This window comes from Nocardia sp. NRRL S-836, assembly GCF_001279525.1.
GTDB lineage: Bacteria > Actinomycetota > Actinomycetes > Mycobacteriales > Pseudonocardiaceae > Lentzea.
In genome coordinates this window covers 1-15,924 of sequence record NZ_LGDY01000113.1, presented here as the reverse complement: position 1 = coordinate 15,924, position 15,924 = coordinate 1, and the positions used below count along the sequence as shown (strand labels likewise).

Annotated in this window: 18 protein-coding genes; 10 read left to right on the top strand and 8 right to left on the bottom strand. The window is 71.1% G+C overall.

What is annotated here, in order from left to right; genetic code table 11:
• Positions 1-176 precede the first annotated feature (176 nt).
• The 4 genes from ADL03_RS27595 (at position 177) to ADL03_RS27580 (ending at position 2,189) form a co-directional block, all read left to right on the top strand.
• The gene (locus tag ADL03_RS27595; RefSeq protein ID WP_053736476.1) at positions 177-356 is read left to right on the top strand and encodes a CsbD family protein; all 180 of its coding nucleotides are present in this window, start codon (positions 177-179) and stop codon (positions 354-356) included.
• Entirely contained in the window at positions 334-963 is a 630-nt protein-coding gene (locus ADL03_RS27590) for a UdgX family uracil-DNA binding protein (protein ID WP_082373525.1), read from the top strand. The genes ADL03_RS27595 and ADL03_RS27590 overlap by 23 nt, the downstream gene beginning before the upstream one ends.
• A gap of 272 nt (positions 964-1,235) precedes the next feature.
• Positions 1,236-1,490: a helix-turn-helix domain-containing protein gene (locus ADL03_RS27585; protein ID WP_053736474.1), complete on the top strand. Its 255-nt coding sequence runs from the start codon at positions 1,236-1,238 to the stop codon at positions 1,488-1,490.
• Between the two features lie 156 nt (positions 1,491-1,646).
• On the top strand, positions 1,647-2,189 hold the full coding sequence (locus tag ADL03_RS27580; protein WP_053736473.1) for a hypothetical protein: 543 nt from the start codon (positions 1,647-1,649) through the stop codon (positions 2,187-2,189).
• An 88-nt stretch (positions 2,190-2,277) separates the two neighbouring features.
• On the opposite strand, the gene ADL03_RS27575 is transcribed toward ADL03_RS27580, so the two are convergent.
• On the bottom strand, positions 2,278-3,570 hold the full coding sequence (locus ADL03_RS27575) for an amino acid permease (protein WP_082373524.1): 1,293 nt from the start codon (positions 3,568-3,570) through the stop codon (positions 2,278-2,280).
• Positions 3,571-3,712: 142 nt separating this feature from the next.
• Between ADL03_RS27575 and ADL03_RS27570 the strand changes: the two genes are divergently transcribed.
• Positions 3,713-4,180, top strand: coding sequence for a hypothetical protein (locus ADL03_RS27570; RefSeq protein ID WP_053736471.1), 468 nt, complete (start codon positions 3,713-3,715; stop codon positions 4,178-4,180).
• 18 nt (positions 4,181-4,198) lie between these two features.
• Here ADL03_RS27570 and ADL03_RS27565 read toward each other — a convergent pair whose 3' ends face one another.
• From ADL03_RS27565 to gabT, 4 genes are all read right to left on the bottom strand, one after another.
• A complete protein-coding gene (locus ADL03_RS27565) occupies positions 4,199-5,158 on the bottom strand; it encodes a zinc-binding dehydrogenase (protein ID WP_053736519.1) in 960 nt (319 codons plus the stop codon).
• Between the two features lie 63 nt (positions 5,159-5,221).
• Positions 5,222-5,932 (bottom strand): bifunctional 2-polyprenyl-6-hydroxyphenol methylase/3-demethylubiquinol 3-O-methyltransferase UbiG, encoded by a 711-nt coding sequence (locus ADL03_RS27560; protein ID WP_082373523.1) that lies wholly within the window; start codon positions 5,930-5,932, stop codon positions 5,222-5,224.
• 304 nt (positions 5,933-6,236) lie between these two features.
• Complete coding sequence (locus ADL03_RS27555) at positions 6,237-7,547, bottom strand: aldehyde dehydrogenase family protein (protein WP_082373522.1); 1,311 nt, start codon at positions 7,545-7,547, stop codon at positions 6,237-6,239.
• The gene (gene gabT, locus ADL03_RS27550; protein ID WP_157529364.1) at positions 7,544-8,827 is read right to left on the bottom strand and encodes a 4-aminobutyrate--2-oxoglutarate transaminase; all 1,284 of its coding nucleotides are present in this window, start codon (positions 8,825-8,827) and stop codon (positions 7,544-7,546) included. Before gabT ends, ADL03_RS27555 begins: the two co-directional genes overlap by 4 nt.
• A gap of 81 nt (positions 8,828-8,908) precedes the next feature.
• Here gabT and ADL03_RS27545 point away from each other — a divergent pair, with 81 nt between their 5' ends.
• Positions 8,909-10,171, top strand: coding sequence for a PucR family transcriptional regulator (locus ADL03_RS27545; protein WP_053736468.1), 1,263 nt, complete (start codon positions 8,909-8,911; stop codon positions 10,169-10,171).
• Here the strand turns inward: ADL03_RS27545 and ADL03_RS27540 are convergent.
• Positions 10,145-10,936 (bottom strand): intradiol ring-cleavage dioxygenase, encoded by a 792-nt coding sequence (locus ADL03_RS27540; protein WP_053736467.1) that lies wholly within the window; start codon positions 10,934-10,936, stop codon positions 10,145-10,147. The genes ADL03_RS27545 and ADL03_RS27540 overlap by 27 nt on opposite strands.
• Positions 10,937-10,988: 52 nt before the next feature.
• Positions 10,989-12,161, bottom strand: coding sequence for an FAD-dependent monooxygenase (locus ADL03_RS27535; protein WP_053736466.1), 1,173 nt, complete (start codon positions 12,159-12,161; stop codon positions 10,989-10,991).
• A 109-nt stretch (positions 12,162-12,270) separates the two neighbouring features.
• On the opposite strand from ADL03_RS27535, the gene ADL03_RS27530 reads away from it, so the two are divergent.
• Positions 12,271-12,738 (top strand): MarR family winged helix-turn-helix transcriptional regulator, encoded by a 468-nt coding sequence (locus ADL03_RS27530; RefSeq protein WP_053736465.1) that lies wholly within the window; start codon positions 12,271-12,273, stop codon positions 12,736-12,738.
• Positions 12,739-13,248: 510 nt separating this feature from the next.
• Here the strand turns inward: ADL03_RS27530 and ADL03_RS27525 are convergent.
• Positions 13,249-13,563: a helix-turn-helix transcriptional regulator gene (locus tag ADL03_RS27525; RefSeq protein WP_063798729.1), complete on the bottom strand. Its 315-nt coding sequence runs from the start codon at positions 13,561-13,563 to the stop codon at positions 13,249-13,251.
• Positions 13,564-13,816: 253 nt separating this feature from the next.
• Here ADL03_RS27525 and ADL03_RS27520 point away from each other — a divergent pair, with 253 nt between their 5' ends.
• The 3 genes from ADL03_RS27520 to ADL03_RS27510 all read left to right on the top strand — a co-directional run.
• Positions 13,817-14,227 carry a nuclear transport factor 2 family protein gene (locus tag ADL03_RS27520; RefSeq protein WP_053736464.1) on the top strand — a complete coding sequence of 137 codons (411 nt, stop codon included), beginning with the start codon at positions 13,817-13,819 and terminating at the stop codon, positions 14,225-14,227.
• On the top strand, positions 14,224-14,841 hold the full coding sequence (locus tag ADL03_RS27515; RefSeq protein WP_053736463.1) for a ScbR family autoregulator-binding transcription factor: 618 nt from the start codon (positions 14,224-14,226) through the stop codon (positions 14,839-14,841). The genes ADL03_RS27520 and ADL03_RS27515 overlap by 4 nt, the downstream gene beginning before the upstream one ends.
• A 260-nt stretch (positions 14,842-15,101) precedes the next feature.
• On the top strand, positions 15,102-15,924 hold an 823-nt coding region (locus ADL03_RS27510), incomplete at its 3' end, for a serine/threonine-protein kinase (RefSeq protein ID WP_053736462.1).

Sequence of the window (15,924 nt, the reverse complement as noted above, 5' to 3'; positions counted from 1 at the left end):
GGACGACGTCGCTCGGAGTAGCTCATCTTGCGAAGGGCGGGCACACCCAGAGCAAGCCGTCTCATCGGCTTGCGGCTGGGTTCTCAACCGCGAGTGATCACCTTATCAACTGTTTCGGACGGTGCTCGCCGGGTAACCGATCAACGTAGCTGACGGCTAACGAAGGAGCCTGATCCATGGGTGCCGACGACAAGATCGAGAACAAGGCCGAAGAGCTCAAGGGCCGTGCCAAGGAAGCCATCGGCGACGCCACGGACAACGAGCAGTGGCAGGCCGAGGGCCGTGCCGAGCGCGCCAAGGGCTCTCTGAAGCAGGCCGGCGAGAAGGTCAAGGATGCCTTCCGCTCGGCCGAGTAACACCACCGCTTCCGCCGCCCAGTTCGTCCCCGAGGGGAAGGGCTGGGCGGCGTTGCGTTCCGCCGCCGCCGGCTGCCGCGGCTGCGAGCTGTACCGCGACGCCCACCAGACGGTGTTCGGCGAGGGCCCGGTGAAGGCCCGGCTGATGATGGTGGGGGAGCAGCCCGGCGACCACGAGGACGTCGAGGGGCACGTGTTCGTCGGCCCGGCCGGCCGGTTGCTGGACAAGGCGCTGGACGCCGCCGGCATCTCCCGGCCCGAGGTCTACCTGACGAACGCGGTCAAGCACTTCAAGTTCACCGAGCGCGGCAAGCGCAGGATCCACCAGCAGCCCCGCCGCTCCGAGGTGGTCGCGTGCTTCCCGTGGCTGCGCGAGGAGCTGCGCGTGGTCAAGCCGGAGCTGGTCGTGTGCCTGGGGGCCGTGGCGGCGAAGGCGTTGCTCGGGCCCTCGTTCAAGCTCACCGAGCACCGCGGCGAGGTCGTGGAGCACGACGGGCTGCGGGTCGGGGTGACCGTGCACCCCTCGTCCGTGCTGCGGGCCGAGGACTACACCACCGCGTACGACGCGTTCGTGGCCGACCTCAAGGCGTTGAAGAAGGTCCTGTAGCCCGGAAATGGGACAACCCCCGGACGACTCCCGCGTGAGCGGGCCGAGCAGGACCAGTGCTCGAAGTCCGGGGGCCGGGTGGCTGCCTGGTATTCGCTTAGGCGTCACCGAGGGCTGGTCCTAGCGGACAGCCACCTCACGAGTCCGATAGCTATACAACTTTGGACCACCTCCTCTCTTGTGTACTTCGAACTTATGCGGTGGTCGGCTCGCGTCGCAATGGACTTTTCTCACGCCGACCGCGGGCCGAAGTAGGCGTAGAATCCGCGGGCATGGTGCGCATCCCCTTGAGTTCGCTGCAGCGGGAGCGGGGCAGGCGGCTCGGGCAGTTGCTGCGCGACGCGCGCGGTCAGGCGAGCATGGTCGAGATCGCGGCCAGGGCCGGTCTGTCCGCCGAGACGGTGCGCAAGATCGAGACCGGTCGCGCTCCCACGCCGTCGTTCTTCACCATCGCCGCGCTCGCGGGTGCGCTGGGCATCTCGCTGGACGCGATCAACGAGCTGCTGACGCCTCAGAAGTCGGCCTAGGACACCGCGTTCACACGGTCGTGGGGTGGTCGCGCTCGACCGGGTTAACCGCAGGCCGGCCTACCCGGCTGTTGTGCGGGTAAACCTTTGACTTCGCCACCTGCCGCTGCTGTCGTGGAAAGCGAGATCGGGCTCCACTCGCAGCAGGGGTGAAAGATGAAGTTCGTTTCATCGGTGCTCGCCGCAGTTCTGAGCCTGGCGCTCGTGACCGCGCCCGCGGTCCACGCGGAGCCGTCCGCACCGGTGACACCGCAGGTCACGAGGGCCGAGATGCTGCAGCGCGCGGCCGGTTGGCTGACGGCGGACAACGGCGCGCAGGTGCCGTACAGCATGGAGCAGTTCTGGGTGGACGGATACCGGCAGGACTGCTCCGGATATGTGTCCATGGCGGCGAAGCTGGGAAATGTGTACCCCAGGGGCGGGCCGGACACCGTCGCGCTGGTGTCGCCGAGGTACACGGTTCCGGTGCCCGTCGCGGAGCTGAAGCCGGGTGACCTGTTCATCGACGCCGTGGACGAGCCCGGGCCCGCCGACTTCCGGCACGTGGTGATCTTCGAGAGGTGGACCACGACCGACCGGACCGAATACCTGGCGTACGAGCAGCGCGGTGGGCACGGCACCGACCACCGGGTGCTGCGGTACGGGCTCGAGCCGGACAGCAAGTACCACGCGGTGCGGCTCAGGAACATCGTCGACTAGGCAACGAGCGGCTGCCGCGGACTGGATCCGCGGCAGCCGTGTGTCACCTGGGCGACCGGAGTCGTTGCGGGGCGCGGAGTTCCCGCCGTCAGGTCCGGTCGGCGCCGCGCCGGCGCAGCGCCGACCTGCCCACCCCGGCGGCCGCGATGACGGCGACCAGCACGCCCGTGGACAGGATCTGCCCGCGGGCCCGGTCGTCGGCCAGCATCAGCCCGATGATCGCCACGATCCCGGCCAGCGCGAGCCAGGACAGGTAGGGGTGGCCCCACATCGGCACGGCCGGCCGGGCGATCGTCCGGCGCAGCCGCAGCTGGGACACCGCGATGAACCCCCACACCACCAGCAGCGCCGAGCCCACGGCGTTGAGCAGCAGCAGGAACACCGTGTCCGGCCACAGGTAGTTCAGCAGCACCGAGACGAACCCGAACGCGACCGACGCCAGCACGGCGTTGCGCGGCACGCCGTTGCGGCGGTCCAGCAACGACTTCGGCGCCTCGCCGCGCTCGGCGAGCGAGGACAGCATGCGGGCGGCGCCGTAGAGGGTGGCGTTGACGGCGCTGAGCAGCGCCACGAAGATGACGACGTTCATGATCTGCGCGGCGCCGGGGATGCCGATCCTGTTCAGCACCGCCACGTACGGGCTGGCGCCGACCTCGGAGTCGTTCCACGGCAACAGGGTCACGACGACCGCCATCGAGCCCAGGTAGAACACCAGCAGCCGGGTGATGGACGTGCGCACGGCCTTCCCGATGGCCCGCTCGGGGTTCTCGGCGTCGGCGGCGGCGATCGTGACGACCTCCAGGCCGCCGAACGCGAACACCACCGCCATCAGGCCGGCGACGACGGCACCCCAGCCGTTGGGTGCGAAGTCGCGCAGGTTCGCGAGACCCGGCGAGTCGACGCCGGGCAGCAGGCCGAGGATCGCGGCGCCACCGAGCAGCAGGAACAGCACGATCGCGGCGACCTTGAGGCCCGCGAACCAGAACTCGAACTCGCCGAAGTTGCGCACGTTCGCGAGGTTCACGGCGGTCAGGACCGACATGAAGATCAGCACCCACGCCCACTGCGGCACGGCCGGCAGCCAGCCGGACGCGATCTTCGCCGCCCCGGTCGCCTCGACGGCCAGCACCACGACGACCGCGCACCAGTAGGTCCAGCCGACGGTGAAACCGGCCCACGGCCCGATCGCCTTTTCCGCGTGCACGGAGAACGCGCCGCCACTGGGGTGTTCGGCCGCCATTTCGGCGAGCATGCGCATCACGAGCAGGGCCAGAATTCCGGCCAATGCGAACGAGATGAGGATGGCCGGGCCCGCGACGGCGATGCCCGCGCCGGTTCCGACGAACAGACCGGCGCCGATCACGCCACCCAGCGCGATCATGGTCAAATGGCGTTCACGCAGGTGAGTCACGCTCTCCAGCCCCGTTCAAGTGTGCCGATGGCGGCCCGATAGTGAGTTCATGGCGGCGAAGAGTCAAATCGTGTGATCGGAGTTACACCTCAATGAAGTGAGGGTGAGATCCATGAACTCGCCTAAGGGAGTACTACCGCAACTCGACACGTTCTCCAGCGCGATCGAACGTTACTCGGACTGGGGCTGGCTGGTGCTGCGCTCGGAGAACAGGCTGCTGCTGACGACGGACCACCAGGTCTCCGCCGTCGAGCTCGGCTCCGGCATCGGCGGCCAGGTGCGGCACTACCTGTCCGTGCGGATGCTCGGCGGCCCGGTGGTCGCGCTGCCGGGGCCTCCCGGGCGGTGGCTCATCCTCACCGAGTCCGCCGACGAGGCCTCGCAGGTCAACCTGATCCGCCTGCGTGCCCGCGGCGCGCTGACGCACCGGCTGGGCACGCTCGTGCCGTTGCCGCCGTCGCGGATCGACCGCGGTGGCGTCGGGTGGCTGGGGGAGACCCCGGTCGGCAAGCCGTTCCTGCCGCCGTTCTCGGCCGTGGTGGCGGCGCTGAGGGCGGTCACCGAGACCGCCGTGCGCTAGAACGCCGCTGGAACGCCGTCAGGCCAGCAGGAGCGACTTGCCGAGCGTCGTGCGTTCTTCGAGCGCCCGGTGTGCCTTCTCGGCCTGTGCCAACGGGTACGTCGCACCGATGACCGGGCGCATACGGCCCTGCGCCGTGAGCGCGAGCGCTTCCGTGAGCAGCGCACGCACGGTCGCCGGGGCAGGCGGTCCGTCCGCCAACGCGTTGTCCACGCGCACCTGGCGCTCCGCGGCCACGTCCGGGTCGATGTCGGCGAACCCGTCCGATGTGCCGTAGGTGACGAACCGCCCGCCACGCGCCACGGTCTCGAACACCGCCCTGCCCAGCGGCCCGCCCGCGCCGTCGAACGCCACGGCCACCCCGCCGGTTGCCGCCACGACCTGCTCCTGCCACCCGTCGAGCGAGTAGTCGACCGCCAGCTCCGCCCCCAGCTCACGGGCCAGCGCGAGCTTGTGCTCACCGCGCGCGGCCGCGACGACCCGCGCACCGGCGCCCCGAGCCAGCTGCACCAGCAGCGAGCCCGCCCCACCGGTCGCCGCCGCGACGAGGACCCAGTCGCCCGCCGCGATCTCGGCCCGGCCCAGGAGCATCACGGCGGTGGCGCCGTCGTGCAGCACCGCGGCGGCCTCCCGCGAGCCCAGGCCGTCCGGCACCGCGACGACGTCCTCGACCGCGCAGACCACCTGCTCGGCGTACCCACCGGGCCCGCGGGCGATGACGTGCCTGCCGACCCAGGCCGGGTCCACGCCGTCGCCGACCGACAGCACGTGCCCCGCGCCGCCACCACCGGGTACGTACGGCGGGTGCGTGGGGAAGATGTCGACGCCCCAGCCGCGCCGCAGCAGCGTGTCGAGGAAGATCACGTCGGCGGCCTCGACGCCGACCACGACCTGTCCGGGCCCGGCGACCGGGTCGGGCACCTCCTCCGCGCGGAGCACCTCGGGCCCGCCGAACTCATGCACTCGAACCGCACGCATCACAACCCCCACGTCGGAAGAACCAGTCGGAAGAACCCGTCGGGGCGACCCTAGGAGCTCCAGCTAGGTGGAGATCAAGGCGCTGGCGGCGATGCCCACGTGCGGGAGGGTGCCCGCGGCGAGACGGCGTTCCTCGCCCGCACGCAGGGCGGCGAGGACGTCGGGAGCGCGGTCCGCGTCGCGCCACCGGCCACCGCGGCCGTCGACCATGCGCCACAGCATCGGGGTGTCCACAGTGGTCAGTGCACCGAACCGGCCGAGCGCGGCGAGCATCGCGCTGCCCCGGTGCAGGTGCTCGTGCCGCTCGACCCACGCGCCGAGCAGGTCCGTCGCGGGCGTCTCCGTGTCGAGCACGCCGGCCGCGCGGAGCAGCGCGCCGGAGTCGAGGACAAACTCCGCGGCGGCCTGGTCGACGCGTTCCCAGCCGAACTCCTCGACCACGAGCCGCCCACCCGGCGCGAGCAGGGTCACGGCGTGGGTGAGGAGGGCGTCCAGGTCTTCCGCGTGGTGCAGCGAGCGCGTGAACAGCACGACGTCGTACTCGCCCGACACGTCGAGCAGGTCGGCGTGGAGGACGTCGACGCCGCGTTCCCGTGCCGCGGCGGCCATCTCGGCGTTGCGGTCGACGCCGGTGACGTCGTGGCCCAGCTCCGCCAGCGCGGCGGCCAGTGCGCCGCGGCCGCAACCGGCCTCCAGGACGCGTGCCGGGGCCGGTGGCAGCAGCGGTGTCAGGTGGGCCAGGGTGTGCGGCACGGCGAGGGAGGAAAGATCCATTCGGTGGACCGTAGAACGTTGCCGGGGCGCGGGCGACCCGTTTACCGGCGACACGTGGTGGCGCGGCGGCTCCCTCGCTAATCCGTGACTAGCCCGATCGGCGCACAAATTCGCTCCCCAAGACGACGGCGGAGCCTTAGCTTGGTAGGGGTCAGCCACGACGTAAGGAGCGTGACATGGACCGCCACGACATTCTCGCCGACGAAGACGGGCACATCCGCGGGTACGACTAGCGGCTGGACGCAATGCCTGTGCCCCAACGATTCCAGGCACGCGACGTCCAGCCGCTACCGCACCTCGGCCGTCACAGCTCCAGGCCGGTCAGCACGAGCACCCGCTGCTCGGTGAGGTCGTCCATCGCCGCGCGCAGGCCCTCCCGCCCGATGCCGGACTCCTTCACGCCGCCGTAGGGCATCTGGTCCGCGCGGTAGCTCGGCACGTCGCCGACGATCACGCCGCCGACCTGGAGTCGTTGCGCCGCGCGGAAAGCGAGCCGCACGTCGGTGGTGAACAGCCCCGCCTGCAGGCCGTACCGCGACGAGTTGACCCGGTCGAACGCCTCCTCGACGCTGTCCACGCGGGTGAGCGTGACCACCGGGCCGAACACCTCCTCGGCGTTCACCTTCGCGGCCTCGGGCACGTCGGTCAGCACGGTCGGCGCGTAGGTGCGGCCGTCGCGGGTGCCGCCGGTGAGCACGGTGGCGCCGGCCTCCCGCACCCACGCCTCGACCCGTTCCGCCGCGGCGTCGTTGACCAGCGGCCCGACGTCACCGGCGACGTCGAGCTTGGTCACGTGCCGCACAACGGCTTCCGCGACCGCGTCGTAGACGTCGGTGTGCACGTACACGCGCTGCACCGAGATGCACGACTGCCCGGCCTGGTACATAGCGAACGTGGCGATGCGCTGGGCGGCGAACTCGACGTCCGGCCAGTCGGGTGCGACGATCGCGGCCGCGTTGCCACCGAGCTCCAGCGTCACGTGCTTGCGCGGCACCCGGTCCTTGATGCCCCAGCCGACCGGGCCGGACCCGGTGAACGACACCACCGGCAGCCGCGGGTCCTCCACCAGCCGCGCGGTGTCCTCGTTGGCCAGGTGCAGCACCGCCCACGCGCCGTCCGGCAGGTCCGTCTCGGCCAGCAGCTCGCCGAGCAGGAACGCCGCCTTCGGCGTGGCCGGCGCGGGCTTGAGCACGATCGGCGCGCCGACCGCGAGCGCCGGAGCCACCTTGTGCGCCACGAGGTTCAGCGGAAAGTTGAACGGCGCGATGCCCAGCACCGGTCCGCGCGGCACCCGGCGCACCAGCGCGAGCCGTCCCTCGGCGGCCGGGTCGGTGTCGAGGCGCTGCAGCTCGCCGGAGAACCGGCGGGCCTCCTCCGCGGCCCAGCGGAACGTGGAGATCGCGCGGGTCACCTCGACCCGCGCCCACTTCAGCGGCTTGCCCGAGTCGTCGTTGATGGCCTGCGCGAACTCCTCCGCGCGCTCGGCCAGCCGCCGCGACACGTGGTCCAGCGCGGCGGCCCTGCGGTGAGCGGGCAGCGCGGCGAGCTCCGGTGCGACAGCGGCGGCCTTGGCGACCGCGTTCTCGACGTCTTCCGGGGTGTGGAAAGGGGTCATGAAAGCAATGCTCCTTCGAGAACGTCCAGGCCTTCGGCGAGCAGGTCGTCCGGGATGACCAGCGGGGGCAGCAGACGGATCACGTTGCCGTAAGTGCCGCACGTCAGCACGACGACCCCCTGTTCGTGGCACGCCTTGGCCACGCGCGCGGCCACCTCGGGCGTGCGTTCGGAGAACTCGATGGCGAGCATCGCGCCCCGGCCGCGGATCTCGGCGATGACGTCGGTCTTCTCCGCGACCGCCCGCAGCCTGGCCAGGACCGTCTCCTCGATGCGGCGCGCGGCGGCGTTCAGGTCGCGCTCGCGCATCGTGCGGATGGCGCCCAGCGCGGCCGCGCACGCCACCGGGTTGCCGCCGTAGGTGCCACCGAGGCCACCGACGTGCACGGCGTCCATGATCTCGGCGCGACCGGTGACGGCGGCGAGCGGCAGGCCGCCCGCGATGCCCTTGGCCGTGGTGACCAGGTCCGGCACGACGTCCTCGTGGTCGCAGGCGAACCACGCACCGGTGCGGCAGAACCCCGTCTGGATCTCGTCGGCCACGAACAGCACGCCGCGCTCACGGCACCACTCGGCGACCGCGGGCAGGAAGCCGGGGGCCGGTGCGATGAACCCGCCCTCACCCTGGACCGGTTCGACCACGACGGCGGCGGTGTTGTCGCCGCCGACCTGCTTCTCGATCGCGGCGATCGCGCGTGCGGCGGCCTCGGCGCCGGTCAGGCCGTCGTGCAGCGGGTAGGACCCCGGCACCCGGTAGACCTCCGGCGCGAACGGCCCGAACCGGTGCTTGTACGGCATGTTCTTGGCGGTCAGCGCCATCGTGAGGTTCGTGCGGCCGTGGTAGCCGTGGTCGAACACCACGACCGCCTGCCTGCCCGTGACGTGCCGGGCGATCTTGACCGCGTTCTCCACGGCCTCCGCGCCCGAGTTGAACAGCACCGAGCGCTTGGCGTGCGTGCCGGGTGTGAGCGCGTTGAGCTCCTCGCACACCTCGACGTACCCCTCGTAGGGCGTGATCATGAAGCAGGTGTGGCTGAACCGGTCGATCTGCGCGTGCACCGCCTCGGCCACCGCGGGTGCCGGGTTGCCGACGGTCGTCACGGCGATGCCGGAGCCGAGGTCGATCAGCTGGTTGCCGTCGACGTCGACCAGCAGGCCGTCGTCGGCGGAGTCGATGTAGAGCGGCAGTGTCGAGCCGACCCCCGCGGCGACGGCGTCCTTCCGCCGCGCCTGGAGCTCCAGCGACTTCGGGCCGGGCAGTGAGGTGCGCAGTCGGGTCATGTGCTCAGCATGGTCCCGGTCCGCACGGTCTGCAGTGCCTGAAATGGCCATCAAGGCGACTCAGCATGTACAAACTGGCACATGCCCATCACGCTGCACGAGCTCGCGACGACGTTGCGGCTGCCGGTGCTCGCCGGGGACGTGTCGCGGCCGGTCGGGTGGGTGCACGGCACCGAGCTCGCGGACCCGGCGCCGTTCCTGGAGGGCGGCGAGCTGCTGCTGACCACCGGGCTCGGCGAGCCGGGGGAGGACTACGTCGAACGGCTGGTCCGCGCGGGCGTGGTGGGACTCGGGTTCGGCACCGGCCTCAGCCACGCCGTGGTGCCGCCCGCGCTGGTCGGCGCCGCCCGCCGCACCGGGCTCGGCCTGGTGGAGGTGCCGCGCGAGGTGCCGTTCATCGCCATCAGCAAGGCTGTGTCGAAGGCGCTGGCCGCCGACGAGTACGCCGCGCTGGCCCGCACCAGCGAGGCCCAGCGCGCCCTCACCCGTGCCGCGGTCCGGTCGGGGGTCGGGGCGGTGGTGCGCAGGCTCGGGCAGTGGATCGACGGCTGGGCCGTGCTCCTCGACGGCGCCGGTCAGCCCGTCCACGCACACAACCCGCGGCTCGTGCCGGACCTCACCGCCGAGGTCACGCGGCTGCGGACCGCGGGCGGCCTGGCCAGCGCGGCGTTCGAGCTCGACGGCACCCACGTCTTCCTCCAGGTGCTCGGCAGCCGGGCCCGCGGCGTGCTCGCGGTCGGCTCCGCCCGGCCCGACCCCGGCATCGTGAACACCGCCGCCTCCCTGCTCGTCCTCGCCCTCGCGCAGAACGACGCCGTCGACGCGGCGCGCAGGGAGCTGCGCGCGGGCCAGCTCCGCATGCTGCTCGCGGGGGTGCCGGTCGACGGCCTGCCCGGCCGGTTCCGCGTCCACCTCGTCGGCGAACCACCCGACGCCGACGTCTTCTGGGCCGAGCACGACGGTGACACGGTCGTGCTGGCACAACGGTTCGACGGCTTCGCGTCGTCCGAAGTGGACGCCACGCAGGTCGCCCGCGGTCTCCGGGAAGCCCGGCAGGCGCGCAAGGCGGGCGTCCGCACGTTCGAGGAGCTCGCCGGACGCCTCCCGCTCCCGGACGGGTTCGCCGACGCCCTGCTCGCCCCACTCGACGCGCAGACCCGCGAGACCATCCGGGTCTGGTTGAGCCACCACGGCGCGTGGGACCCGGCCGCCACCCAGCTCGGCGTCCACCGGCACACGCTCAAGAACCGCGTGCGCAGAGCCGAGCAGGCGCTGGGCCGCTCGCTCGACTCACCCGGACTGCGCGCCGAGCTGTGGCTAGCCCTGCACGGCGAAGGTCAGTGAGGCCGTGTAGCCGGAGGACACGTCACCGGACATGGTCGCCAGCTGCTGGTCGACGCCGTCGCGGAACACCATGTCCTGCTGCAACGAGGACCGTGCCATGTTCCGCACCGACTGGGTGTAGCCGGTCGTGCCGTAGACCTCCTTGCAGGTCGACTCGGGCAGCGCGAGCTGAGAGGTGGTGACCTCGTTGCCGGCCTTGGTCGCCTCGGTCAGGCTTGGGTAGACCTCGAAGTGGATGTGCGGCCAGCGCCCCGCGTACGCGCCGGGGAAGACGCTCACGAACCTCAGCTTCCCCGCGGCGTCGGCTTCCTGGACCCCGCGCAGGAAGTTCTCGTCCTTCACGCGGTCGGAGTACATCGAGTAGTCGCCGTTGATGTCGCAGTGCCACAGGTACACGGCGGCGCCCGCATACGGCTTGCCGTCCTCGTGCCGCACGGTCAGCTCGATGGTCAGCGGCACGCCCTCGGCCGTGCGCGTCGACGACCCGAAGCTCGACCGGATGTCGGAGCGCACGATGCCGCTCTGCGTCAGCGCGTTCGGGCCGTTGGAGCCGTCACCGGGGTACGGCCCGGCGGTCTCCTCGGGGATCGCCGCCAGCGCGCCGCCCTCCGCCGCTGTGGACGTGCTGGTCGTGGCGGGTGTCGTGGTCGGCGGGGCGCAGGCCACGAGGGTGAGGCCCGCGCCGCCGAACAACGTCAACGCCCGCCTGCGCCCGACGAGCGTGGCGAGGTCGTACCGCAGGCCGCGGTCGTGGTTGTCCGTCATGCCAACCAGACTGGGCCCGTTCCCTGTGAACGGCCTGTGCGCGGCCTGTCCGCTACCTGGCGAACTCCGGGAGCGTCATGGCGGAGTGCTCCGGCCGCCCGGTGCCGGCGGGCATGGTCTCGCGTTCGCGCAGCGCGGCGTTGCGGGCGGCCAGCGACTCGGCCGTGGCGGGGAACAGCTCGGCGTCACCCTCGTCGACCAGGTTCTGGTTGGCCTCGACGAACGGCCGGGTCTGGCGTTCGTAGGCCGCGAACGCCGCCGCGTGGTCCGGTGCCGTGGCCAGCTGACCGGCCAGCACGTACGCGCCGACCAGCGCGAGGCTGGAACCCTGCCCGGTCAGGAACGACGGGGCGTGCGCGGCGTCACCGGCCAGCGCGACCCGGCCGGACGACCAGCGCGGCATGCGGATCTGGCTGACCGTGTCGAAGAACAGGTCGTCGGCCGCCCGCATCGCCGTGACGAGCCCCGGCACCTCCCAGCCGTCGCCGGCGAACACCGACGCCACCAGCTCGCGCTGAGCGTGCGGGTCCTGGAACGCGCCGAACGGCGCCTCGGCGCGGGTGAAGCTCAGGAAGCCGTGCACGGTCTCGGCCTCGCCGACCGCGTACAGGGCGGCGGCGCGGCCGGGTTCGTTCCACAGCAGGGCCTCCTGCTTCAGGCCGAGGTGGTTGGGCAGCGTGAAGCCCGCGAAGCAGTAGCCGAGGTAGCGGTGGAACTGCTCCTCCGGCCCGAACGTCAGCGCGCGCACCCCGGAGTGCAGCCCGTCGGCGCCGATGACGTGGTCGTACGTGCGCTGCAAACCGCTGCGGAACGTCACGTCCACACCGCCGGGGTGGCCGTCCATAGCGACGATGGTGTTGTCGAAGAGGAACTCGACGTCGTCGCGCACGGTGTCGTAGAGGATCTCGGCGAGGTCGCCGCGGCGCACCTCCAGGTCGTGCTGGTCGCCGTGGGCGAGCGTTTCGGGGCGGACCGACGCCACCTGGCTGCCGTCGGCGGAGAGGAACGTGATCCGCTGCGTGTCCACGTGGGCCTCGCGCAGGCGGGGGAGCAGACCCATCCGCTCGACCACGCCGAGCGCGGTGCCGCGGATGTCGATGGGGTAGCCGCCGCCGCGCAGGGTGTGCGACCGCTCCACGACGGTGACGTCGAAGCCGTGCCGCCGCAACCAGAACGCGAGTGCGGGCCCGGCGATGCTGGCGCCGGAGATCAGGACGGTGCTCATGCGCTACTCCAGATAACTAAGTTAGGTATCATTTTTCGAGCCGCGATGATCGCTACGGTTCAGGCGATCAGGGCAAGCATATACCTAAGTTAGGTAAGTAAGGTGTGAGATGAGCGAGTCAGGGCTGGATCCGGCGGAGTTGCTGCCGCACCTGATGCGGCTGGGCACCGTGCTCAACCGCAGCCGGCTGGTGGAGCGGGCGATGGAGAACGTCGGGATCGCGATCGACCGCCCCGGCCTGACGGTGCTCATCACCCTGCGCATGGCCGGGCGGCCGTTGCGGGTGGGGGAGATCGCCGGGCGGATGGAGGTCGCCGGGCCACACGTCACGAGGCACCTGCACGACCTGGAACGCGCCGGACTGGTCCGCCGCGTCACCGACCCGGACGACCAGCGCGCACGCCTGGTCGAGCTGACCGACGACGGCGCCGCGGCGGCCGGCCGCTACCTGGAGGCCGTCCTCGGCCGGTTCACCGCCGCGGTGGCCGACTGGTCCGGCGACGACCAGCGCACGTTCGGCCGCCTGCTCAGCCGGTTCGTGGACGACCTCCAGTCCCAGTTGGCCGACATCGACTGAGAGGCTGCCGAAGGGTTGCGACACCATCGAGCGTCGAGATGTCCACTTTGTCGAAGAATCACACCGGAGAACGTTCGGCCTCGTCTCGGTGTCGACGCTCGGCAGTCGACGCATTGTCCGGGTCCCATGAGGAACTGAATTCGAGGTATTTCTCCTGGCGGCCGCCCGGAACGGGCTGCGTGGCGCGGAGTCGGAGATTGTTCGCCGACAGGAGGAATGCGGCGGTGGAAGTCGGCCGAGTTGTGATCCCGGCGCTGTCGGCGCCCTTGTGGTCAGGATTCGTGCCGAGTCGGTGTAACAGGTCTGGACCGTCAATCCTCCGACGTCTGTGGCCGGTGGAGCCGCTGTTGCGGGGATCGGCTGATCGAGCAGTCCCGAGCGCGCTCTCATTCACTTTTCACCGCGGAAACCTCCCGCGCCGTGAGTCTTGAGCCTGTGCGAGGACGGCGCCCGGTTGAGGGGGCCGGGCACCGTCCTCCGCGGGCGGGTGAACCCCTGCCGTTCACCCGCTCACCGCTGGTGGTGGTGGTCTTCTGCCTTCGACCTGCGGCATTCGCGTTCGATCACCGCGGCGCGGTCGACCTCGGCGTGCGGCACGTCGAGCGCGGCGCTGATCCAGGCACGCCAGTAGGGTCCGGGAATGCGTTTCCCGCGTTCCCACCTCGACACTTCTTCACGGGTCACGCTGTCGTTCTGTGAGATCTCGCACAACAGGTCCGCCAGTTCGCGCTGGGTGAGGCCCTGCTCTCGCCGCGCCTGGGGAATCAAGGCGGTTATCGGCGGGGTGTCCTGGTGCTCGTGGGCTTCACGGACTGCCTTGAGCACGGTTCTGCTCCGTTTCGGTGAGACGGCGGGTGCGTCATCAACCATGCCGCAAAGCCGGGAACTTCGAGCCGGGCAATGCGGTGATACCGCCGGTCGTTGAACTTTCGCGTACCGCCGGAATCAGTCGATCGGATGTTCGGCGGAACTGAGCTGGGCCGATGGGGGGTGCGCCCTCACATTGTGCGGCCTTCAGTAGTGTGATCGTCATGGGCGTCGTTGCCACCGCAATGAGTTGGCTGACAAGGTAGGAAAAATGCTCTCGACGGTCGAAGTGGTCCAGGTGTTCCTCGCGCGGCTGGCGGCACAGGACGCTACTGGTATCGCGCGGCTGTGCGCACCCGCCGTGGAATGGGAGGCGCCCACCCCGAACGGCGCCCGGTGGGCACTCGGACCGCGCACCCGCCGGGAGGTCGAGTCGCAGTTCCTGACCCTGTTCGCCACGTTCGACCTGGAGCAGCTCGCCGTGCGGCAGGTCGTCGTCGACGGGGGCGACGCGGCCGTGTTCGGGAGGGCGCGCTGGCGGGTGCTCGCGAACGGCGAGCAGGTGACGGCGCGGTTCGCGGCGGTGCTCTCCGTGCACCTGGGGGAGATAGAGCAGTACTGGCACCTGCCGGACACGTTCGCCGTCGCGGCCGCGACCGGCGCCGTGCGGGCCGGGGCATGAACGTCAGACGCGAGCAGTCCGCACGAACCCGCTCGAAGCTGCTCCAGGCCGCGACCGAGGTGTTCGACCGCAACGGCTTCGCCCGCTCCAGCCTCACCGACGTGTGCGCCCGCGCCGACGTGTCGAAAGGCGCTCTTTATTGCCACTTCCGCTCCAAGGAGGCGCTCGGCGTCGCGATCGTCGAGGAGCAGTCGGCGCTGTGGCACCGGCTGCGCGACGAGTACCTGGACGCGGAGAAGTCACCGGTGCAGGCGCTGGTCGCGATGTCGTTCGAGTTCGTCCGCAGGCTGGACACCGATCCCGGTGTGCGGGTGAGCGCGAGCCTGTTGCGTGACGCGGCGTTCTTCGACATCGCGGCGGCCGGGCAGGTGGTCGGCTGGATCGCGATCCTGCGGGAGGTGCTGGCGCTGGCGAGGGAACGCGGCGAGCTCAAGCCCGAGGTCAACATCCGGCACGCGGCCGAGCAGATGGTGGCGGAGCTGCTCGGCGTGCAGTTCGTCGCCCAGGCCCTGAGCGGCGGCAGCGACCTGCGGGCGCGGGTCGCCCGGCTCTGGCGCGGCACCTCCGGCTGCCTGGTGACGGCCGAGGTCTACCACCGGCTGCGCTTCGAGTGACGACCTGGGCGGATCTTGATCACCCGGATGGTCCGCCACCGCGTGGATGGCGGTCCATCGTTCTACGCGCGTGTGCCGTGCAGGATTTCCGGTTACGTCATGCCGGTCCGCACCGATGAGGAGCAGTAGGACGTGCGGGAACCCGGCCCGGTGCGATCGCGCGACCGTTCGATCGGCCGCCGATCGTTTGATCTTCAGACCGGCCGGGTAGCCGGAATTCCACGCGACCGGTTAGGTTGCTTGCCGATGACTGGAGGCGCATGAGCGAGCCGTGGGACGGGGACCTGACCGGGGCGGTGATCGACGACCGGTTCGTCGTCGGCTCGCTGCTCGGTTCCGGCGGCATGGCCGAGGTCTACCGCGCCTACGACCGTTCGACCACCACCTCGGTCGCCATCAAGGTCTTCACCGGTCCCGGCCTGCCCGACGACGAGCTCCGCCTGCAACGCGAGGCGGCGATGCTCTCGGAGGTCGCCTGCCCCGGCATCATCCCCGTGTACACGTCCGGGACGGTGGCGCGGCGCCCGTACTTCGTGATGCGCGAGATCTCCGGCGGCACCCTGCGCCAACGCATGCGCGAGCCGCTGCCCCCGCGCTTCGTCGCCCGCATCGGCGGCCAGATCGCCGCGGTCCTCGACCACGTGCACGGCCTCGGCGTCGTGCACCGCGACGTGAAGCCGTCGAACATCCTGCTGGACGACGAGGAGAAGCAGGCCTACCTCGCCGACTTCGGCCTGGCACTGGTGCCCGAGCTCACGAGGGTCACCTCGTCCGGCATCCTGGTCGGCACCGCCGGCTACCTGGCCCCCGAACAGGTCCGCGGCTCGGACGTGGGCCCCCCGGCCGACATCTACTCGCTGGGCCTGGTCCTCCTCGAATGCCTGACCGGCCGCTCCGAGTACCCCGGCGGCGACGCGGAAGCCGCACTGGCCCGCCTGGCCCGCCCGCCCCGCATCCCCATCGACCTCCCGGTGGCCTGGATCTCGCTGCTGACGGCGATGACCGCCTCCGATCCGTACCGCCGCCCGACCGCGGCCGAGTGCGCCCGTTCCCTGCAAGCCGCCCACGAGGCCAGCCGCGGCC